Annotated in this window: 14 protein-coding genes and 1 tRNA gene; 5 read left to right on the top strand and 10 right to left on the bottom strand. The window is 68.7% G+C overall.

The features are described 5' to 3' along the window. Nucleotides 1-8: 8 nt before the first annotated feature. The 7 genes from QHF83_RS22585 to QHF83_RS22555 all read right to left on the bottom strand — a co-directional run bounded on the left by QHF83_RS22585 (nucleotide 9) and on the right by QHF83_RS22555 (nucleotide 13,925). Nucleotides 9-956, bottom strand: a complete 948-nt coding sequence (locus QHF83_RS22585) for an RluA family pseudouridine synthase (RefSeq protein WP_282419973.1) — start codon at nucleotides 954-956, stop codon at nucleotides 9-11. A gap of 43 nt (nucleotides 957-999) precedes the next feature. Then, on the bottom strand, nucleotides 1,000-2,226 hold the full coding sequence (locus QHF83_RS22580; RefSeq protein WP_282419972.1) for a hypothetical protein: 1,227 nt from the start codon (nucleotides 2,224-2,226) through the stop codon (nucleotides 1,000-1,002). A gap of 197 nt (nucleotides 2,227-2,423) precedes the next feature. Further along, nucleotides 2,424-4,040: a hypothetical protein gene (locus QHF83_RS22575; protein WP_282419971.1), complete on the bottom strand. Its 1,617-nt coding sequence runs from the start codon at nucleotides 4,038-4,040 to the stop codon at nucleotides 2,424-2,426. Between the two features lie 98 nt (nucleotides 4,041-4,138). Then, nucleotides 4,139-5,530, bottom strand: coding sequence for a Stp1/IreP family PP2C-type Ser/Thr phosphatase (locus QHF83_RS22570; protein ID WP_282419970.1), 1,392 nt, complete (start codon nucleotides 5,528-5,530; stop codon nucleotides 4,139-4,141). Nucleotides 5,531-5,640: 110 nt separating this feature from the next. Beyond that, nucleotides 5,641-6,432 (bottom strand): thioesterase family protein, encoded by a 792-nt coding sequence (locus QHF83_RS22565; protein WP_282419969.1) that lies wholly within the window; start codon nucleotides 6,430-6,432, stop codon nucleotides 5,641-5,643. 42 nt (nucleotides 6,433-6,474) lie between these two features. After that, complete coding sequence (locus QHF83_RS22560; protein WP_282419968.1) at nucleotides 6,475-12,207, bottom strand: hypothetical protein; 5,733 nt, start codon at nucleotides 12,205-12,207, stop codon at nucleotides 6,475-6,477. Then, a complete protein-coding gene (locus QHF83_RS22555; RefSeq protein WP_282419967.1) occupies nucleotides 12,204-13,925 on the bottom strand; it encodes an ATP-binding protein in 1,722 nt (573 codons plus the stop codon). Before QHF83_RS22555 ends, QHF83_RS22560 begins: the two co-directional genes overlap by 4 nt. A 192-nt stretch (nucleotides 13,926-14,117) precedes the next feature. On the opposite strand from QHF83_RS22555, the gene QHF83_RS22550 reads away from it, so the two are divergent. Both QHF83_RS22550 and QHF83_RS22545 read left to right on the top strand, forming a co-directional pair. Next, nucleotides 14,118-14,190 (top strand) — tRNA-Arg (locus QHF83_RS22550). Nucleotides 14,191-14,428: 238 nt separating this feature from the next. Further along, entirely contained in the window at nucleotides 14,429-15,415 is a 987-nt protein-coding gene (locus QHF83_RS22545; RefSeq protein ID WP_282419966.1) for a hypothetical protein, read from the top strand. Here QHF83_RS22545 and QHF83_RS22540 read toward each other — a convergent pair. Both QHF83_RS22540 and QHF83_RS22535 read right to left on the bottom strand, forming a co-directional pair. Then, complete coding sequence (locus QHF83_RS22540; protein ID WP_282419965.1) at nucleotides 15,397-15,717, bottom strand: hypothetical protein; 321 nt, start codon at nucleotides 15,715-15,717, stop codon at nucleotides 15,397-15,399. The genes QHF83_RS22545 and QHF83_RS22540 overlap by 19 nt on opposite strands. Nucleotides 15,718-15,813: 96 nt before the next feature. Then, entirely contained in the window at nucleotides 15,814-16,272 is a 459-nt protein-coding gene (locus QHF83_RS22535) for a helix-turn-helix domain-containing protein (protein WP_282419964.1), read from the bottom strand. A 103-nt stretch (nucleotides 16,273-16,375) separates the two neighbouring features. Between QHF83_RS22535 and QHF83_RS22530 the strand changes: the two genes are divergently transcribed. The 3 genes from QHF83_RS22530 to QHF83_RS22520 are packed head-to-tail and all read left to right on the top strand — an operon-like array spanning nucleotide 16,376 to nucleotide 19,255. Further along, nucleotides 16,376-17,206, top strand: a complete 831-nt coding sequence (locus tag QHF83_RS22530) for a site-specific DNA-methyltransferase (protein WP_282419963.1) — start codon at nucleotides 16,376-16,378, stop codon at nucleotides 17,204-17,206. Between the two features lies 1 nt (nucleotide 17,207). Then, nucleotides 17,208-18,377: a hypothetical protein gene (locus QHF83_RS22525; protein ID WP_282419962.1), complete on the top strand. Its 1,170-nt coding sequence runs from the start codon at nucleotides 17,208-17,210 to the stop codon at nucleotides 18,375-18,377. 29 nt (nucleotides 18,378-18,406) lie between these two features. Next, nucleotides 18,407-19,255 (top strand): hypothetical protein, encoded by an 849-nt coding sequence (locus tag QHF83_RS22520; RefSeq protein WP_282419961.1) that lies wholly within the window; start codon nucleotides 18,407-18,409, stop codon nucleotides 19,253-19,255. Between the two features lie 23 nt (nucleotides 19,256-19,278). On the opposite strand, the gene QHF83_RS22515 is transcribed toward QHF83_RS22520, so the two are convergent. Continuing rightward, entirely contained in the window at nucleotides 19,279-20,178 is a 900-nt protein-coding gene (locus QHF83_RS22515; RefSeq protein ID WP_282419960.1) for a DUF4365 domain-containing protein, read from the bottom strand. Nucleotides 20,179-20,469 lie beyond the last annotated feature (291 nt).

The following is a 20,469-nucleotide window of genomic DNA, read 5'->3' as shown; positions in this document are numbered from 1 at the left end:
GGGCCGGCTCAGCCGCCCTCTTCCCCCACGATCCCCGCAATATCCCCCGGCAGCGGCGAGCTCGCCGTGAACGCCGGCACCTTCGCATCCCCGCCCCACGCGATCCGCGACGCATGCAATGCATGCCGCGAAAGTCCCGGCACGCTCTGCCCACCGTACAGCGTATCGCCCGCGAGCGGATGCTCGATCGCCGCGAAATGTGCCCGGATCTGGTGCCGCGTCGCCTTCCCGGCCCGCGCCTCCACGAGCGCCCATTCTCCCCGCTCCGACAGCTTCCGGTACGTCGTGTGCGCCGGCCGCGGCGCATACCGCTCCACGTCGCGCGGATGCACGCACGGATACACCCGACGCCGATCCTTCGGGTGCGGCGCCAGCGGAATCTCGATCGTCCCCGTCTCCGGCAAATCCTTCGCCGCGCAGACCAGCAAATACCGTTTGTCGAGACGCTCCTCCTTGATCGCCCCCGTCAGCACCTCGAACGCCTCCCGCGTCCGCGCCGCCAGCACGAGCCCGCTCGTCTCCGTGTCGAGCCGATGGCACAGCCCCGGCTCTCGCGCCGAAAACCCGATCCCCGCGCACTCCGGGTACCGCGCCACGAGCGCGTTCGCGAGCGTCCCACGCTCCCCCGGCTCGAGCGGCGCCGTCGGTTGCCCCGCCGGTTTGTCGAGGACGACCACCTGGCTCGTCTCGAACACCACCGTGAGCGGCGCTTCCGCGTCCGGCACCGCGCCGCCCGCGAGCGACGCCGTCTCGAGCTCGACCGAGACCACGTCCCCCGCGCGCGCCACGTCTCCCTTCGCCACCCTGCGCCCGCGCTCGCCGCCGCCCTCGTGCAGGCGGACCTTGCCGGCCTCGAACAGCCGCTTCGCCCCCGCTCGCCCGAGCGTCGGCATCACCTCGAGCAGGAGCTTGTCCAAACGAACCCCCGCCTGCGCCTCGTTCACCGTGATCTTCATGGTCTTCCGTGATGTCCGCCGCCTGCGACGAACGCTCGCTGCTCTACCGCAACGTCCCGCTCCACGATAGCCCCACGACGGGCGCGCGCCGCTCTCCCACCTGGCTCTGCCCGATCACCCCGAAGATCGGCAGCATCCCCGGGGCCTCCCCGTGCGCTTGCTTCCGCGATTTTTCTGACGCCTCCGCCTTCGGCTTCGTCATGAACCACCCGATCGCGGCCCCTGCGAGCGCCATGCCGCCCGTCATCCCGACCCAGACCCGCTGCTGCGTCTCGTTCGGCCCGTCGAGCAAGAGCGGGCTGCCGAGCGCCGCGCCACCGAGACCGCCGAGCAGCGCCCCGAGATCCATCGCCACCACCCGGTTCGCCGGGGGCCGCCAGTGCACCGCCAGCGCCGCCGCACCGAGCCAGCCGAGCCCCGCGCCGTACCCCATCCCCGTGATCGGAAAGCTGTCCACGTTGCCCCGCACGAGCGCCTCCGTCACGCCCCCGAGCACGAGCCCGAGCCCGCCGCCCGAGTGCGCGAGCAGCGCCCCGCCCTCCGACATCCCGCGCAGCGCGAGCGCCAGCGTCGAGAGCGAAAGCCCCGTCGTCCCCGCCACGAGCCCCGCCGTCCACTGCTCGCCCTCGGCCCACGCCGTGCCGAACCGACCCGCGTAGATCAGGTGCCCCGCGATCGACGGCCACCACGCGCCCGACGCGACGAACCACGCGGAGCCCACCCCGACGTCCCACTCCTCCGCCGCGAGGATCGACATCACGAGCCCGCCCCCCGCGCCGACCGCGAGCAGCGGATACAGGAGCCGCGGATCCTCCGAGCCGCTCGCACGCTGGATCGAATACCCGAGCACCCCGCCGAAGAGCGTCGCATTCACCGCGAGCGCCGTGCGGCCCGCGCTCTTCGCGGGGACCGTCAGCGTCCCCTCGGGCGCGCGCCGCGGCTCGGCTCGCCGCGCCGGCTGCGAGCGCAGCCCCGTCACGAGATCCCGCAGCATCACGACCGCGCGCACCGAAAGATCGTCGCGGCTCACTCGCTCGATCCGGACCCGGAGCTCGGGCGACGACGCCTCGGCGAGCACGATCCGAAGCTCGATCTCGCCGTCCCGCGCCTTCACGCTCGGCACGATCAGCGTACCGCCGAGCGAGCTCGAAAGCGCCACGAGCTCGGCCTCGTCGTCGGGCGCCGCGCCGCGCTGATCGAGATCCAGCACGAGCCCGAGATCCTGCGCCGCGTCCGCGAGCAACGCGTCGAGCTGCCCCGCGATCGGCACGAGATCCGCGCCTTCGCCGGGTTCGCCCGTGGTCCCCGGGCGCCGCCGGATCTTCGTGGGAAACAGGACGGCGGAGCTACGCGAGGGCTCTGCGCTCGCGCTCGCCGCGCCGTTCGTCCGCGGGGCTTCGGCCAGGGCGGGACTCGCGAAGCCGAGCGCCGCGACGACCCCCAGAAGCCGAGCCGCGCGGCTGCCTTTCAGAACATCACCACGCCGCTCGCGAAGACGTCGAAGGTGTTGCTGTCGCTCACCCAGAACCGCCTCCCGACTGCGTTGATCGTGGGCCGATAGTTCGGGTTCGGAATACCCGTGGCGGTGATCAGCTCACCGCCGCCCGAAAGATCGGTCTTGAAGTTGCAGGGGCCCGTCGCGCCCGGGTTGTCCTTGAACGACGGGTTGCACGGCTGATCCGCCGTGATCCCGTGCTTCTGATCATGCGTGAACCCGAAGCCCAGGTTGAACTTCACGTACTCGCTCGCCTGCCACGTCACCGACGCTTGCCCGCGGATCGACGCGTATTGCTGCACGTCGGTCAGACCCGTGACGTACGTCTTCTGCGACTGCGGATCGATGATCGAGTGCGCTTGCTCCATCCCGGGCTGCGCGTCCGGGTTGTAGGCCGGGTTGGACATGTACTTCGCCCACTGCGGCTGGCGCAGCGAGGCCGCCGTGCTCGCGCCGAGCGCATCGTAGATCTCCGAGTAATCGCGGCCCTCCGACGTGTACGTGCCCTGCACGCGCAGATCGAAGGTGAGCCGGCCGAACTTCTCGCGGTTCTCCCACGGGATGATCATGAGGCCGAGCGTCATCGTGCCCCGGATCGGCGGACGGTTCACGAGCGAGCCCTCGAGATCCGTGATGCCGTAATCCGAGTCCTCCTGCTGGAACTCGAAGAGCGCGGAGAAGCCGCCGTACGGCTCGAGGTACTTGATGCGCTTCGAGACGAGCGTGTGCACCTCGAGCCCGATCGTGCCGCGCGTGACGCCGGGGTCGCGCTCGGAGACGTCGAAGCCTTCGAGGTTGTTGTTCGGGTCGTTCGGAGCGGTGACGTCACGCTGCCCGTTGCGGTTGATGTCCGACGGGTGCGCGCACTTGAGCTGTCCCGAAGGCGCGTCGGGGTTGCACGCGTGCATGGGCGTGCCGAGCGCGAAGCGACCCTCGACGCCGAAGAGCAGCGTGGGCTTCGTGCGATCACGCGCCTGGTTCATGAACGCGCTCGTGTCGATGCCGACCGCGAGGTACTCGAGGCCGCTGCGATCGGGTGAGTTGAACGGCAGGCTGAAGAGCTGCTCGCCCGGCGCGCCCTGAAGCACCACGCTCTGCACGCGATCGCTGCCGTTGAGGCCCGTGAGCTCGCGCGAGTTGTTCAGGATGATCGGCGTGCGGAAGTAGAGCGCGAGATCCTTGTAGAGGCCGATGTCGACGCGCGGGATGAGGCGCGAGGTCTGCTCGCTGAACTGCGCCACGTTCATGAGGTTCGACGTGAACCCGCCCGACGTGAGGCCCGGCCCGAAGACGTTCGTCTCGCGCTGGACCTTCGCGCTCTTCGTCGAGTACTGGAAGCCGAGGCTGATCGCGATGTCGAACGCGTCGCCCTCGTCGAAGGCGTCGATCACGTTCACCACCTCGCCGGGCTCCTGCATCACGCGCGGCTCGGTGGCGCTGCGCGGTTCGTCCGCGAGCGCGCCGGTCGTCACGAGCGACGACACGAGCCCCGAAGCGAGGGTGAGCGCGAGCGAGACAGGCGATCCCAGGCCCCGCCGCCCGAGGCGAAAGCCATTGCCCTTGCGATCGCAGAACGTTGCGCCTTCCATGGCAGACCTTTCCGTTGGACGGACGCTACCGGCGCTGGGGCGAACGTGTCAATTGGAACTACCAGGAAACCCGTATGCCCCAGGCGGCGCGGCCCTTCTCAGGCCCCGGGAAGGGGCGATGGGTCCGAGGGGGGCTCGGGGAGGAAGCTGTCGCGGGGGCGAGGCTCGGTGATGGGCGCGTCGTCCATGCCCGGCTCGATCTCGTCCGGGAAGATCGCGTCCGTGATGTCCTCCGCGTTGAGCTCCTCGCGCGCCGAGCTGAGATCACGCGAGGTCTGATCGAGCCTGTCCGCGAGCACGCCGAGGAACTGCCAGAGCAGCTTCACCGCGAGCTCGTGCTCCTTGCGCAGGATCTCGAAGAAGTCGTTCCTGTGCAGCACGATGAGCTCACTCGGCTCGATCGCGGTCACCGTCGCCGATCGCGGCATCGCGCGGATCAGCGCCATCTCGCCGAAATGCTCGCCCGGGCCGAACTCGTTCAGCACCGTCTCGCCGCGGCTGATGCGCACCTGGCCCGAGAGCACGATGAAGAGCTCGTCGCCGCGATCGCCTTCCTGCACGACGACCTGATCGACGTCGTAGGAGACCACGTCCGCGACCTGCATGATCCGGAGCATCTCGCGCTCGGACAGGCGCGAGAAGAGCGGCATCTTCGCGAGCACCTCGCGCTTGAGGTGAAGCCGCCGCGCGCGCGTGTCGTCCTGTTTGTCGCCGGCGCCGAGGCGAACCAGGATCGCGGTGATGTTGTCCTTGCCGCCCTTCCGGTTCGCGAGATCGATGAGCTCCCGCGTCGCCGTCTCGCCGTCGGCTTCCTCGAAGTACGGCTCGAGCTCCGCCGTGTGCGCGATGTATCCGTGCAGGCCGTCGGAGGCGAGCAGGAACTGGTCGCCGGGCAGCACCTCGATCGTCAGCGTGTCGACCTCGACCCGCTCGTAGACGCCGACGGCGCGCGTGATCGCGTTCTTCTGCGCGACCTTCTCGATCTGATCGCGCGTGAGCTTGCCGCGCTTGATGAGCTCGTTGTAGACGGTGTGATCCTCGGTGATTTGCTGCACCTTCCCGCCGCGCAGCAGGTAGATGCGGCTGTCGCCGACGTGCGCGATGAAGCCGTGCGAGGCCACGATCAGGAGGGCCGACAGCGTCGTGCCCATGCCGCGTTTGTTCGCGTCTTGCTTCGCCTCGTCGTGGATCTTCGCGCAGGCTCGCTGCACGGCGAGCTCCAGCATCGCGAGGATCTCCTTGGCGCCTGCCCGACCGCTCACGCCCTCGCGCGCGTACTTCTCGACGACGTCCTTGTGCTTCTTGACCTCCTCGTGAATGATCCGCACCGCGAGCGCGCTCGCCACTTCGCCGGCCGCATGCCCGCCCATGCCATCCGCGACGATGGAGAGCGCGAGCTTCTTGTCGACGAGGAAGTTGTCCTCGTTGTGATCACGTACGCGGCCTACGTCCGTCGCGGCGTAGAACTGGATGTTTTCGGACAGCGCCATCGGACCCGAGGCTACCACGGGGAGTCGAGCGCCCACCACCCCCTGCCCGGTTCGCCCGAGGTGTGGGGAGCGACCCCCCGCCCCCTAGCCCGCCGTCCACGCGCCCTATGTCAACGAATCGTGGCGATGGTCTGGTGGTTCAGCGCCAGGAGCTCTCCCCCCTCGGTCCAGAGCTCTCGCCGTTCGACCGAGTATCCGTCGGCCGCGACGAGCACCTCACCGCGGTGATAGAGCGGCGCGTCGGGTTTCCCGCGGTCGAACGGCGGAAAGAGCTGGAGCGTGAACGAGACGGTGCCGACGGGGCGCGGCTCGGGCATGACGGAAAACGACGCGGGCCAGGTCGCGTCCGCGAGCGCCGTGAGATACGCGGCGTCGAGCTCGGGGCACGGAGGACGCAGCCGTACCCAGTTCTCCGTGACCGGCGACGAATGCCGCGAAAAAGGCATTGGGCCCGTCACGCGATACTCGAAAAACTTCGCGAAGGTCGGCCATTCTTGCGAAGCCAAGGGAGCGACGTCGTTCCACGGCGGGAGCGAAGGCGGCGTGAACGTGCGGAGCTTGGTGGTATCGGCCCGCGAACGCGCGAGAATGCCGACGGCGTGCGAGATCACGGAGCCTTCTTGCACGATACGCGCCGCCACGGTCGTCATGCCGGAGCCGCGGCGCAGGACCTCGACGAGCACCTCCGCAGGCCCGGGAAGAAGCGGCCCGCAGAGCTCGGCCGTCAGCGAACGCAAAGGCCTCTCCTTGTCGTCCTCCATCGATTCGATGGCCCGCACGAGCACGGCGAGGCAAAACCCTCCGAACGCGCCGCGCCCCTGCTGCCAGCCATCCGGGACGTCGAGCGAACATCGGCCCGGCGCGACGAGGCGCGGGGTCGTAAGAGCGACGAAATCAATCATGGGATCGGGCACTTGTAGCACGCGCCCCGCTCCACGCGCACGTCAGAGCGGCTCGCCGCGGAGCAGCGACAGAAGGACGCGCTTCTCCGTGGCATCCGTGACGACCTCGAGGACGCGGTTGATCTCACGCACGGCCGCCGCGACGAGCAAGGCGCGGGCGCGCGGATCCTCCGCGGCTTTCGCGGCGAGGGCGCGCACCTCCGGATGCGAGCGGTTCAGGACGAGTTTTCCGGATTCGGCATCGAAGCGAAGAGGCCGGCCGCTCCGCGCATACCGCACCCCCGTGACGACCTTCGTCGGCGCGAGGCCGAGTTTGTCGATCGCCTGCAAGAGCCAAGGACCGAGCGCGCGCGTGGCCGGCTCCACCGGCTCGGGCGGATCGAAGAGCATGACCACGCGCGATACGAGCCCGCCGAACCACGAGGAAGCAGGCTCCTCCTCGATGCCGGCCTCGGCCTCGGGCGCCTTGGGCTCGACGATGTCGGGCGCGATGAACGGCGTGATCTCGATGCTCGGATCGGCCGGCGGGGTTGGCACGACAGACCCATAGGTGAACGCGTGCACGGCCGCGAGCACCGCGGGCTGCATCGCCTCGGGCGGCGGCGCGGCGCGCCTCTCCAGGACGATCCCGCCGAGCTCCCGAACGATCCGCGTCCTCGCCCGGAGCACCGACGCGAGCACGCCGCCGTCGCGCAGGACGAACGACGGCGCCTGCCCCGGAAAAACCCCTTCGCTCGTGCCCTCGCCGCGCGTGACCCACACCTCGCCTTTCGCCTCGACCTGCGCCACGACCTCGGACGCCGGCACGCGTGATCCATCGGCCGCCACGACGTCGAGCTCGCCCACGTCGCCGCCGAGAAACTTCAAGATCCACCGATACCCTTCGAGCAGGTCCGCGGGCGCGCCCTGCTCTCGGGCGGCGTCGACCATTTCGACCGTTCGATGCAGGAGGAACTTCGTGAGCGCCCCGCGCGTCTCCGCCTTGTCGAGGTTCCCGACCTTGGTCGGCGCGACGAGCAGCCGCCCGCAGACCGGCACCGTGCCATCGAAATGCTTCAGGCCCGGGATCTCGTAATGGCGGGCAACCGTCTCCTTCTGCGTCGCGTCCCGCACCTCGATGCGCCCCGCGCCGGCCCAGGAGGGCGAGAGCCACAACATTCCCTTCACGAAGAGCGGCACGCCGGGGACCGGGCCGTGCACGGCGAGCTCGGCGAGGACCCCGGGCGGCGGGACAAACCACTTTCCGAGGTGCTCGTTCGCTTGCCCGACGACGCGCGCCCGCAGGCCCTCGCGCGCCGCGTGCCCCTTGATCCCATCGAATCCGCGGTTCGTCGGAAGCGCGTCGTCGTTCACCACGGCGAGGACGGGCCAGCCGTCGCCGTCGAGCACGCGGCAAAGAAGCCGCCGCGTCGTGTGCACGTGAATCCCGCGCGCAGCCGCGTGCTCGGGCATGAGGATCCCGATCTCACCGAGGACGCCGTCGCCGCGGAGCGGGATCACCTCCATGCATTTCGCCCGCTGCGTCGCGTCGAGGCCGATGAAATCGAGCTGCGGGGCGAGCCTTCGTTGTTCGGCCGCAAGCTCGCGCTTGAGGGCCTGCGACACGTCCTCGAACGCGGCACGCGAGCGGATCGCCTCGAACTCCTCGACCGTGAGCGCGAGCGGCGGACGCGGGCGCGGCGACGTGGGATAGGGCGGCGGGAAGTTGACGTACGGATACGGGGACGAACCATCCCCCTCGATGTCGGCGATCGAATGGAATCCGCCGAGGATATCGGGGAACACGCGCATCGCGGTCCGACGCTTGGCGAGCGTCTGATCCTTGCGCGAATGCGCGCAGACGACCCGACGGAGCGAGGTCCGGACGAACGAGGGAAGCTCGTCGAGCTTGTCGGCGAGCGATTCGAGGTGCTTCTTCGCCGATTTCGTGAGATCCACGGCGAGGTGGTGTTTGTCCTTGTCGTCGAGCTCGACGTCCTCGACCCGCACCTTCGCGCGGAACGGGAACATCCCCTCGACGTCGAGCGCCACGATCTCCCCGCGCAAGGTCTCGACCTGCACGTCCGCGCGCTCGCTCTCCGTGAGCTCGATTTCCCCCTCGTAATGCGAATGCAACGACGCGAGATCGATCCGCAGCGCGGGGTGCGCCGGCGAGCCCGGGAGCCTCGGCCGACCGTGCGCCGCTTCGCCCGTGCGCCGCGCCTGCAAAGCCGCGATGGCCTCGCTCACGTCGACGAGCTCGTAACCCATGCCGGCGAGGATCTCCCGCAAGAGATTCCCCTCCGGCGAGGATGGCACGTGCACGATCGGCGCGTCGAGCTCGCTCCCGCCGCGCGTCGGGGTTTGCCATTGCGAATAACGCTCCCGCCCATGAAAGAGCTTGCTCGCGCCCGGGACGAGCTCGGCGAACGCGCGCTCGTCTCCTTGCACGGTGGGCCAGCGGAAATCCGCCGAGCGGAGCGCGAAATCCGCCTGGAGGATCTCCGAGCGGGTGCGATCCTGCGCCGAGACTTTGTACAGCGCGGCGACGAGGCGCAGGACCCGGATGTCCCCGAAAAACGCGGCGCGCTCTCGGCCCTTCGCGCGCTCGACGAGCCCGGCCGCGAGCGAGCAGGCCGCCGAATAGACGCGCGCCTCCGCGACCGACACGCCCGCGGGCGTCACGTCCGAGAAGGGCACGACGAACGCCTCCGAGGCGAGGAGAATACGCGCCACGACGGGGACGGGCATTCCGGTGAGCTCCCGCGTGCAGAGGAGCCGCTTGTCGAGGAGGATCTCGATCTCGGCCGCGGGAAGCTCGAGCCCGCGCTTCGGCAAGGCCGCCGCGACGGACATGGACGTCTCGGTCTGCTCCTCCTCGTACCAGAGCGCCGTCAGCCCCTCGGGCTCGGCGAGCGGCCCGCACACGAAGGGATCGAGCGCGGGTTTGGCGCGAAATACCCGCCTGTCGTACGCGGTGCGCGCGCCTTGCCGCCGCGCTTCGAGCTCGTCCTTCGCATTTTTGGCGCGACCGCCCGCCCACCGCTCGAACGCGTACGCCTCGCGGTCGTCGAGGCAAAGGACCGGGCGCCAGGAGAGCGTCGGAAAATCCGGCGCTGCCCGAAGGAACGGAATCATCTCCGGCTCCGGATACCTCTTCCGCACCGATTCGAGCGAGACGAGCTCCGGCCGCCCCTCCTCGTCGAGGACCGGCACGAGCGGGAGCGCCTCGATCCGCTCCGTGAGCGGGTGATTTCGGTGCCGCGTGATCGCCTCGATGACATACGCCCGGAGCAGGGGCCCCGGCGCGCCCGTCGGCGCATCCTTCAGCGCCGCGCGCGCCTCCGGGTTCCCTTCGAGCGCCCCGACGATCCGCTTCAAAAGCTCGTCGCGCACGGGCACGAGAAACCCCATGTCCCGGGTCCACGCGATTCGATCCCACGAGGGCGCGGGCACGAGCCCGTCGTAATCGACGACGATCGTGGTGGGCTCGATGTATTTCTCCGTCGCGACGACCTGGAGCAAGACCCCCGCGTGAAGCCAGAGAATCTCGTCCTTCCGAGCAGGCGCGATGACACCGCGCCCCTGCTGCACCTCGAAAGGCATCGACGGTAATACTTCGGCGAACGGCCCCTCCGCGCGTCGCGACGCACAGAGCTCGTGGAACATGGCGAGCCGCTGCGTCACGGGCTCCCGGGGTTGCCGCAAGGCCCGCGCATAAGGAACCAGCGTCACACCACGAAATACTTTTCCGAGCCAGCCGAGCTCGAGATCCGTGGCGACCACGACGGGCCGCTTGTCCGGAGCAACCCCCGTGGTCCCCGGCGGCACGTGGCAGATGGCATTCGTGCGATCGACGTAGGTGCGCAGCTCGGCGAGGCTCAGCGGGAGCCGGTCCGCATCGGGCGAAGGCCAAAAGCTCCGGGTCCAGATCGGCGTGTACGCGGAGAGCGCCGGCTCGGGCGGAGGGTTTTCGATGCCGAGCGCCTCGGCCGCGAGCACGAACGCACCGACCGCCGCGCGCACGAGCGGTCGCAATCGTTCGAGGTCCGCGGCGCGTTTTTCCTGGGCGAGCCGCTCGACGTGCGAGCCGAGCGCGAGGAGCGAGAGGCGCGTGAGCTGGAAAATGGCGAGGCGCAGCGCGTCGCTGTCGTGCACGCCCTCGTAAGAAAAACGGGGCACGATCTGCCCGTCCCAGGCAAGGGCCGCGTCGATCGCCAGCGGCAGTTTGTCCCGGTCGACGGTGATCGTATCGATGTGCCGCCCCTCGACGTATATCCGAATCGTCGAAGGCCGTTGCCCCGAGCCGATTCCTTCCGCGCCGAGCGCGAGCTGCCCGCGCAGCCCCCGAAAGACGCCGTCCTTGACGTGGAACGTCTCCTTGACGACGTGATCCGACTCCAGCGGCACAGAGGGCTCGCTGCGCGGTCGCGCATGCAGGCGTCGCCTGCGCTCATGCGCGGCCTGCGCCGCGGCGATGCGCTTCTCCGCGCCCTGGATCTCGAAATCGACGAGGATCCGCTCCGCGAGGCGACCACGCGCCCAGACCACGTCGTCGAGCCAGGGTTCGAGCTCCGCGGGCGCAGGCTCCTTCCCCTCGAAGACGTACACGGGGACGTTGCCCCGCGAAAGCAACGCCATCGGCGTGAGCGGCCCGCCGACTGCATTTCGAAGCAGCGGCAATTCGAGCAGCGCTCGCGCCTGCTCGGCCACGTCCCCGCCGCGCTCGAGCGCCCCCGCCGCGACACATACGAATGCGCCGAGCGCGTCTTCGAGCCGCGCCTCGTCGTGTTCGAGGACCTCCACGTCGGGCAAAGGTTTTCCCTCGCCCGTGACGAGCGTCACGAGCGTGCGCAGCGCATCGACGAGCCCGCTCCTCGCCGCCTGCTCCGCGCGCAAAGCGAGGCCCGCGTCCTCGCGTAATGCGGAGCGCGAGGCATTCGTGGGCAGCTCGTCCGCGTCGACCAGCACGCGAACCGGGAGCTCGACCTGCGCGTGCGCCGCGCTCGGGAACATGGGCTCCGCCGCGAAGGGCCGCCGCAAAAGAAGGACCCCGAGCTCGAGATACTCGACGACCGGCGGCCCCGCGGGCACCGCGAGGATTTCGACGACGCCCCGCCGGATGTCCTTCTCGCGAAACCGCACCCGCAAAAGAGCCGGCGGACGCGGCGCGAGAGGAAGTTTGTCCCCGGCTCTCCGGAGCGCGAGCGGCGCGTCGTGCATCGCATCGGCGAGGAGCCCGATCTCGCGCGGAAGCTCCCGCCGCGCCGCGCGCTTCAACGTCTCGAATCCAATGCGCCGGCGCACGTGCACCCGCGTGCCCCGCTCCGGCATTGCCTTGGGCAAAGCGACCCGCTCGACCGCCGGCAGCGGCGCATCCTCGCCGGCGAGGACCGAGGGAACGAACCGCACCCGCGCGGCCTTCGCCTCCCCCGCGGCCCGAATGTGAATGTCGACGAACGAAGGCCCGAGCCCGAGCGCCGCATTGACGCCGAGCGCGAGCCCCCGCAACGCTCGCCCCGAGCCCCCGGAATCCCCGAGCACGTGATCGAGCAGCCGCGGCAATTCGTTCTCCGCCACCGGCTCGCCGTCGAACACGAACACGACGTCGTCGGCGTCGTATTGCACGTCGAGGAACGTGGCCCCCGAAGCGACCGCGGCCCGCGCGATCTCCGCGGCATACAGGTGCAAATCGACGAGCAGGTGCTCGCGCAGCTTGGCGAGCGCGCGCCGCGCGTCGACACGAATGCGCCCCCGGGCGAGAATCTCGCGCCCTTCCTCCCCCATTCCGGTCATGCCATCACCTTCGCCGAAGCCTCGAACAGCGCATCGGAGACCTTGCCGGACGGGTCGTCGCGCGAGAGCAGGAGGATCCGCGCGAGCAGGTGCGCCGCGACGAACGCATCCTCGCGCGCCCGCTCCCGCGCGGCGAGAACGGCCTCGTTCGTCGCGTCGAGGAGGAGCCCACCCCGGACCCGCTCCTCACCCCACCCCCGATCCGCAAACCCCATCCGGCAAAGCCAAACCCCGACGCCGACGCACCGCACGTCGCCCTGGACGAGGACACAAGGCGCGGCAATGGCCGCGCCCGGCCGCGCGAGCGCCACCCGATCGACACGAATCCCCGCCCCGCGCAGGGCCTCCTGGACGCCGAGGCAGAGCTCCCCGTCCGCCTTCGTGATTTCTTCGCTCGAAAGCTCGTGCAAAAGCAGCCAATGTTTCTCGACCGCGAGCGGGCCCGGCAAAGGCCCGCGCGCGGAGAGCGACGAGACGATGGCCGGATGCGGCACGAGCACGACGGGCTCTCCGATTTGCGCGAGCGCGCGGCCGAGCTCATCGGCGATCGGCGCGACGAACATCTCCTTGCGCTTGAAGAGTTTCCCCTCGGCAGCGACGTGTCTCCCCTCCCAGGCCGCGACGAGCGGCAAGACGACCTCGTCCTTGGGCAAAGCGAGCGGCGATGCACAAGCCGCCTCCAGCAATGCGACGTACGAGAGCACGACGTCCTCGTCGTACGGCGGCTTCGCCTTCGCGAGTCCCCGTGCCGCCCGCGCGAGCCGCGAGCCGAGCTCCCGCGCGAGCGATCCCCGGACGAGGTCGCGCACCTGCGAAAGGACAGAATGAAACGCCCGATCCCGGAGCACGTTGTCGCGGCTCAACGTATGTCGCAAATGGGGGCTATCGACGCGAAACCGCACCTGCTCGAGCCCCGGGAGGAGGGGCTCGATGGTCTCGAACAGCGTGAGCCCGCGATTGTAAAACCCCGCAAACGTGGGCTTCCCCCACGCCGGGTCCTCGGGCGCGGGCGCCGTCGCGCAAAACCTCTCCGACCCCGCCGAAGGCCCCACGACGATACGCTGCCCGCCCCGATGCGTCTCCACGAAGATCGGCGCCGGTACGCCGAGCGGCCCATCGATCCGCCGCGCCCCACTCCCCTCGGGTCGATCCGGATCGGACACGTGCAATTCAATGGGCACGGCCGCATACCTGCACCACCGCAAGAGCGCGCCCTCGATCCGAGCCCGATGCTCCTCGAACCGAGCCGCCTCCATGGTCTGATGCAGCGAGACGATCGTCCCACTGCCGGCCCGCGGCGCGAGCCGTTCGAGCTCATACCGATGATCCCGAAACAATCGAACGCGATGGCAAGCCCCATCCCGCCAAGTATCAATCTCGACGACCTCGGGATCGACGGCGAAGACGCTGACGAACCCGACGCCATATTTGCCGATCTTGGACGAATCGCCCTCTTTGGAGGAATTGAACAGCGTGAGCAAAGGCCCCTCGATGACGGCCCGATCCATGCCCACGCCGTCATCCTGGACGGAGGTCGTGACACTCCCCCCCGACCGTTCGACGCGCACGACGATCGCCGTCGCCCCCGCATCGATGCTGTTCTGCACGAGCTCCCGGACGAACGCATGCGGATCGGCAAACTGCCGAACCATCTCGGCCACCGGCCCCGCCTCAGGCCTCTCCGCCACGTCACGCTTGCGCTCGGAACGATACGGCATGCCGTCCGCGAGGCTACCACAACCCCCCGCAACCCAAGCCGCCCACACCGCAAGCACGTAGCCCGAGGCCGATGCAAGGTCGTACCGAACACGGAAGGAGCCCCGAACCGATCGCAAACCGCACTTGCCCCTTGACTCGCCCAACCCGCCACGTACGATCCCGCGGTCCTTCGTTCCAAGAAGGACAGCCGTGCCCCCGTAGCTCAGTGGATAGAGCAGCGGTTTCCTAAACCGAAGGTCGCAGGTCCGATTCCTGCCGGGGGTGCTGAATGATTCCGCGTAGTTAGCTCCTCTCGCCGTCCCGCCGCTGGATAGATCCTGGATAGATCGAGGCGGGCGGCGGGGGCGAGCAGAGCCCCCGGCGCGAGGTGGGCGTACCGCTCGGTCGAGTCCCTCGACGCGTGCCCGAGCTGCGCGGCGACTTGTTCGAGAGTCCACGGATCGCCCCACCATCCGGCGACGAGAGAGCTCGCGCACGTGTGGCGGAGGTCGTGCCATCGAACGTGGCGGCCGTCGTGGCGGCGCTCGGGCCGGAGGTTCGCGGCGGCGAGCCACTCGGGCCACTCGGCGGGGGCCTTCTTCGCCTGGCGTCGAGCTCCCGAGGGGAGCGGGAACAACAGGCGGTGCGGGTTCGGGCGCGCGGCGACGATGGGGAGCCACTGATCGAGGGCCCAGCGCGCGAGGGGCAGGATCGGGATGTGGTTGATCCGGCCGTTCTTGCGCGGTTTGCCGTGGGAGCCGTAGCGCACGGTGATCATGTTCCGTGCGAGGTCGATGTCCGTGAGGTGCTGCGCCCACTGCTCGCTTTCGCGCATGCCCGTCCCGAGGGCGAAGGCGATGAGGCAGCGGCCTTCGAGGGGGATCGCCTCGCACGTGATGAGCGCGGTCTGCTCCTCGGGGGTGAGGTACGTCCACGGGTCGTGGGTGCGGGCCTTCTTCTTCTGAGGAAGGCGGACACCGCGGGCGGGGTTCGCCTCGAGGTGGCCCGCTTCGACGGCGGCTTCGAGGGCGCATCGAAGGAGGTTCAGGCTGTACTGCGCGGTGTCGTGGGAGATTTTGCGATCCTTCGTCTTCTTGTGGCCCTGCCCGGGTGCGGCCTTCTTCCGAAGGAGTTCGCGTCCCCACTCGCGGACGTCCTGCGTGCGGATCGAAGCGACGTGCCAGTCTGCGAAATAGGCCGTGTCGATGTGCCTTCGCCAGCGGGATCGGTCGGTCTTGACGTCGCGGTTTCCGCCGAGCTCGCGCTCGTCCAGGTAGCGCACGCCCCACGCTCGAAGCGTCAAGCCTCCGGGCTCGGTGGCGTCCGCTTGGCCGATCTTCACGAGCGCGGCTTCGAGCAAGTCCTCGGCTTCCTCGTACGTGGCGCACGGGCGGAGGCGCGCGCCGGCCCCGGGGAGGCGGGGGCGGAACGTGCCGTTCGGCATCTCCTCGATCGTTCCGCGGCCTCGCCCGCGGCGTTTGTCCTTCTCGCTCATTTGTTTATCTTGTAACCGAGGCGGCGGAGGTCTTCCGTCGCTCGCTGCATGTCGAGCTCACTCGGGGGACGAATGGGCGGCGGCGGCGGTGGGAGATCGAATCGCACGGGGCGACGGCGCGGCCGGTTGTCGCCCGGCTCGTCGCCTTCGGGCGCCTCGATGAGGTCGGCGAGCCTGCGTAGAAGGAGGGCGATTTGCGTCCACTTCCCGCTGACGCGCGGGCGCGCTGTGGGTGCTCGGGCGGCTTTCGCTCGGCGCGGCGCGCCGGCCTCTTGCCCTTCGCCCTGGTCGTCGCGTCGTCGCTCCGCTCGCGCCATGGCAGCACGCTCCCGGCCCGCGCGATCGGCGCGGGGCTCGGGAGACGGTACTGGCAGACGACAACCATGTCAACTGCCAACAATGGCGCCCCTCCCCTACGTAGCGCGCGCTCGGGTGCGCGTCGGCTTCTTCGCTGGGGCTGCGCCGGTGATCTCTCGTTCCTGGGCGAGGAAGGCTTCGCGGGCGCGGAAGGCGTCGATCCACCACAGGACGGTGCGGGCCTCGGCGTCCTTGACCGGCATCCCGAGCACGGCGCGGATCGCCTCCTCGTCGACGCCTCCGTCTCGCGCGATGCTCGCGGCCAAGGCGCGATTCGGGATCGGGTCTTCCTCCGTCTCCTCCATCGGTCCCTGGCCCGTCATGAGCCACTCCATGTTCACGCGCAGGGCCTTCGCGACGCGCTGAACCGTGGTGGCGGTCCCTCCGAACTTCCCCCGCTGCTTGCTTTCGAGCCGGCTCGTCGTCCCCTGCGACACGCCTGCGAGGCGATCGAGCTCGGTGCTCTTGATGCCGCGGAGCTGGCGGGCCTGCTTGACCCGGTCCCCAAGATCCATGGCTCGATGCTGCGCACGGTCCGGCCCGGGTTGCAAGCGCCATCTGGCATGGTCCTACGTTGTCACTTGACAACATACGGTCGGCGGGTGGATCGTGAGCTCGATGTCGGCGGCACGATCGACGGACGGGCGGAAGGAGCTTCGCGGCGAAGGGTCGCTCGCCGAGGTGCTCGAAGGGCGCGCGGGATGGCATCTCGCGACGGCGGACGCGCTCGAGCTCGCCGAGGAGCTGCCGGACGGCTGCGCGCATGCCGTGTGGATCGATCCGCCGTATTGCTCGGGGGGATTCACGGAGACGGCGCGGCGGCAGGCGCGCGGGATGGTCACGCACCGGCGCGTCAAAAAGCTTGGCTGGTTCATCAATGACAACATGGGCTCGGCCGGGCTCGTGTGGCTCCTGCGGTGCGTCGCGGTGCAGGCGTTCCGCGTGCTGGTCGAGGGCGGGAGCCTCGGGGTTTTCTGCGATTGGAAGATGATTCCCCTCCTCGCTCCGGCGCTCGAATCGAGCGGGCTCCGGTGGCAGGCGATGGTGATCTGGGACAAGGAGCAACCCGGGCTCGGGACGGGTTTTCGTGCTCAGCATGAGGTTGTTCTCCATTTCGTGAAAGGGACCGGAGTCTTTCACGATGTGAAAACGGGGAACGTGCTGCGGCAGGCGCGCATCCCTGCGCCGGACCGGAATCATCAAACGGCGAAACCTCCGGATCTGATCGAGCGGTGCCTTTCGGTCGTGGCTCCTCCCGGGGGCCTGGTCGTCGACTTCTTCGCGGGCGGCGGCTCGACGGGGGTTGCCGCGCGGCGGCTCGGGATGCGGTTCGTCGGGTGCGAGATCGATCCGGGCATCGCGGCGCATGCGCGGGAGGCGATCAAGTCGCAATGCACCGACGCGCGGCGGCTGGTGAAGGCGAATCAACTCGGGCTGTTCGGGGAATAGGATGGTGCTTGATCCTGGGGTGCTCGGCTCGCGTCCAAGCGTCGTGGTGATCGCCATCGGCGCGATCCGCAACGCAACGCGGGCCGATCTGCAACTGGCGGAAAAGGCCGTGCTCCTGGCCCTCGCGCTACGCATGGATCACGAGGGGATCGCGCGGACGAACCACGGGACAATCGCAAGGGATCTCGGGACGTCCAAATCGGTTGTCGCGGAGGTGGTCGCATTCCTCCGAAAGATCGGCGTGCTTTTGGTCGAGGGGCCGACGGCGCGGCGTCCCGTGATGGCGTTCCGGATTGCGCTCGAAGTGCTCGGCGGGCCCAGCGGGGAGCCTCGGCGGCGGGTGCGAGCTCGGAGGGCGCTGGACCGCCCAGCGGCTCAGCCTGGACCGCCCGGCGGTTCAGAGAATGAAAGTGCCTGGACTGCCGGGCAGTCCAGTCTGGACCGCCCAGCGGTTCAGGATGGCGGCGAGGTCGAAAACGGCGCGTTCGATGCCTGGACCGCCCGGCAGTCCAGCGGCGGCGCAGTGGACAAGGGTGCCTGGACCGCCCGGCAGTCCAGCCTGGACCGCCCGGCGGTTCTGCCTGGACCGCCCGGCGGTTCAGCGGTGCTCCCTTCTCTCTCTCTGCATCTTGATCTGGATCCTGATCTTGAAAGACAGAAAGAGAAGACAGAGAGAGGGGCGACGAAACCGGGGAGCTCGAAGCGTCGGGCTCGAGGCGCGGCGCCGGGGGAAGCCGCGCCCTGCCAGGTGGGGCTCGTGGGCATTGCCTCGGCGAGCGACGAAGGCGGGAAGGCGAAACGGCGAAAACCGCTGACACCGCTGCCGGATGGCTGGGCTCCCTCGCCGGGGATGCGTCAATGGGCGCTGGCCCTAGCGATAAAGGCCGGCCTCGCGTGGACGGAGGCGGACGTGGAGCACGAGAGTGCCACGTTTTGCAGCAAGGCGAGGGCGAAGGATCAGCGCTGGGCGGATTGGGGGGCAGCCTGGGAAAATTGGATCCGCATGGGGATCAAGTTTGCCTGGAAGCAGGGCAAGACCGAGGAAGCGCGGATGGGGGGCCCTGGTCCACGTCGGGCGATCGGGGCGCAGCCGCTGTTCTCGACCGAGCCCATCGATCGGGCGGATGAGGACGAATCTGGGCCGGCTTGTGCGGGAGGTAATTACCTATGACGGGCGCGAGTTATTCGGCATCGGCGGTCATGGATTGGGAGCTCTTCCCGATGCCGCGGGAGGGCGCGTATCCGTGCGGGCACGGGTGCGGGGGGATGTCGCGGCTGCCTGGGATCTGCGAGGCGTGCGCGACCGAGGAGCGGCGGGCGGCATTCGATGCGGAGCTGCGTCCGGCGCTGCGCTCGATCCCAGCGCGGTTTGCGTGGGCGGTACCGGGTGGGGACGAGGTCGCGGAGCGGCTGAAAAACGAGCGGATCCAGGGGTGGGCCCGGGTACGGCGAGAGCTGATGGCGGCTTTCGAGGCGGGGAAAAACGTGGTGATCCTCGGGCCGGAGCCGCAGGTGGGGAAGACGTCGGCGGCGTGCGTCGTGCTGCGGCACGTGATCCAGCGTGGGACGTTCGATGCTCTTCCCGCCGAGGTGCGGGCGGCGCTCGTGGGGAATGCGGCTCCTTCGAGGCCGCTCGCGAAAACGGGGGCGCCGAGGAGGCCGGTCCACGTGGAGGTGGCGCTACCGGAGCAAGTGCGGATCGCTCGGGGGGCGCGGTTCGTGGCGGCGCGGGCGCTGCGGGGGGATTCGGTGGCGGCGGAGGCGGCGCGGGAGGTGGCGAAGGCGGCGACGGTGCTCGTGCTGGATGACGTGGGGGACGAGCTTGATTCGGCTCCCGAGGGGTCGGGGTGGATTCCGGATCGGGTGGCAGGGACGCGGGAGGTGATCGATTACCGGCACAAGGAGCCGCGGCTGCGGACGATTGTCACGACGTGGTTAACCGAGGAGAGGATGGCGGCGTATTACGGGGGCGGGACGGCGAAGCGGGTTTATGGACATGCAATGGTAGTGCGGTTCGGGTCCGAGCGGAGCCCAAAGGAGGGGCAATGAGCGCCCCTCCGAACATACAGCGCTTACGGCAGAACGGGGCCGTTGTGCTTCTGCGCAAGAGCCCACAAATCTTCGCGGAATTCATTTTGCGACGACTCGACAATTTGGATCGCAACGTCCAAGTGCTGCGGCGGAACTGCGCCCATCTTGATCAATTTCTCAAGTTGCCGGATCGTGCTTTTGCTTTTATCGAGCAAATTGGCAACATGCTGGGCGAAGGATTCGCCTCTTTCAAACAGATAGTCAGCCGCGGCAACGACTCTGAGAAGCTGTTCATTGGAGAGGCTGCTAACGGTGGCGACAACCGCCGCGGCCTGCGCATTGTCAACCTGTCCCAGATACAAGGCCAGGCGATAGGCCGCGTCTGCTACCAGCGGGGTGGGCGATTCAGGACAGACAAGAATACCGATCAACATGAACCACACTACGTGGCTCGTCGCACCCTCGCTCGGACGGGAGAAGGCATTATCGATATGGTCTTTGACTGTCGGTATGACTTTGGAAAGAAGGGTCCCCGGCGTAAGAACGCTCTCCGGTCCAAACTTTACCGACCATCGAAAATCCTGCCGACTTATTCTGTCGCCCATGCCACCCGTTACGTCAATCCAGACGGCGCGATTCGTGAGTGGGTCATAAATCACTGCAATCACGGGAATCATGCTGCCGTTCCAATAGAACATGTGCTTTCTATCGGCGACAAACCAGAACTCGTCCGACTCGTTGACGTGGGACGTTCCTGTCTTTACCTGCACATTTACATACTGCGCCAAAGCATGTATCCCGTCCACAAGCTCGATCTGCGCATCGACCCCCACGTCATGCGTCGTGAACTCACGACAAATCTGGTTTGCCTCGGCGCAGATATCGAGGAGCTTGAGAACCCCCCGCCTCCCGACAAAATCACTATTTCTTACGGTGGTCATATGGCCTCGCCCAACGGGAAACCGCCGGTAGGTGCTTCTTGCACTGCTGCAGTCGGGATGCAAGGGCCAAGGGCCATTGCATCTTCCCCGAGGCGCGCGGGCCTGGACCGCGCTCGACAGCGTATTTCTGCCGCCCCCGCATCCGGGGGGCCCGAAGTGGCAGAAATGAAGGCGGCGGCGCGGCGCTCGCGCGTGCTGCTCGGCGACGGCCGCGAGCTCGGCGCGATCGGCCTCGGGGGGTTCGGCCGAGCCGCACGTTGCGGCGCTCGGCGAGGACCGGGCCGGGCGATC

It is taken from the genome of Polyangium sp. 15x6, from assembly GCF_029960785.1.
Lineage (GTDB): Bacteria > Myxococcota_A > Polyangia > Polyangiales > Polyangiaceae > Polyangium.
Note: the sequence above shows the minus strand (reverse complement) of the source record. Positions and strands in the feature narration are given on the sequence as shown.

What these genes read in the sequence shown, in the direction of transcription:
- QHF83_RS22555 (WP_282419967.1), bottom strand. Translation starts at nt 13,925, where the DNA reads ATGCCGTATCGTTCCGAGCGCAAGCGTGACGTGGCGGAGAGGCCTGAG.
- QHF83_RS22570 (WP_282419970.1), bottom strand. Translation starts at nt 5,530, where the DNA reads ATGGCGCTGTCCGAAAACATCCAGTTCTACGCCGCGACGGACGTAGGC.
- QHF83_RS22565 (WP_282419969.1), bottom strand. Translation starts at nt 6,432, where the DNA reads ATGATTGATTTCGTCGCTCTTACGACCCCGCGCCTCGTCGCGCCGGGC.
- QHF83_RS22520 (WP_282419961.1), top strand. Translation starts at nt 18,407, where the DNA reads ATGGATTGGGAGCTCTTCCCGATGCCGCGGGAGGGCGCGTATCCGTGC.
- QHF83_RS22525 (WP_282419962.1), top strand. Translation starts at nt 17,208, where the DNA reads ATGGTGCTTGATCCTGGGGTGCTCGGCTCGCGTCCAAGCGTCGTGGTG.
- QHF83_RS22575 (WP_282419971.1), bottom strand. Translation starts at nt 4,040, where the DNA reads ATGGAAGGCGCAACGTTCTGCGATCGCAAGGGCAATGGCTTTCGCCTC.
- QHF83_RS22530 (WP_282419963.1), top strand. Translation starts at nt 16,376, where the DNA reads ATGTCGGCGGCACGATCGACGGACGGGCGGAAGGAGCTTCGCGGCGAA.
- QHF83_RS22540 (WP_282419965.1), bottom strand. Translation starts at nt 15,717, where the DNA reads ATGGCGCGAGCGGAGCGACGACGCGACGACCAGGGCGAAGGGCAAGAG.
- QHF83_RS22515 (WP_282419960.1), bottom strand. Translation starts at nt 20,178, where the DNA reads ATGACCACCGTAAGAAATAGTGATTTTGTCGGGAGGCGGGGGGTTCTC.
- QHF83_RS22560 (WP_282419968.1), bottom strand. Translation starts at nt 12,207, where the DNA reads ATGACCGGAATGGGGGAGGAAGGGCGCGAGATTCTCGCCCGGGGGCGC.
- QHF83_RS22585 (WP_282419973.1), bottom strand. Translation starts at nt 956, where the DNA reads ATGAAGATCACGGTGAACGAGGCGCAGGCGGGGGTTCGTTTGGACAAG.
- QHF83_RS22535 (WP_282419964.1), bottom strand. Translation starts at nt 16,272, where the DNA reads ATGGATCTTGGGGACCGGGTCAAGCAGGCCCGCCAGCTCCGCGGCATC.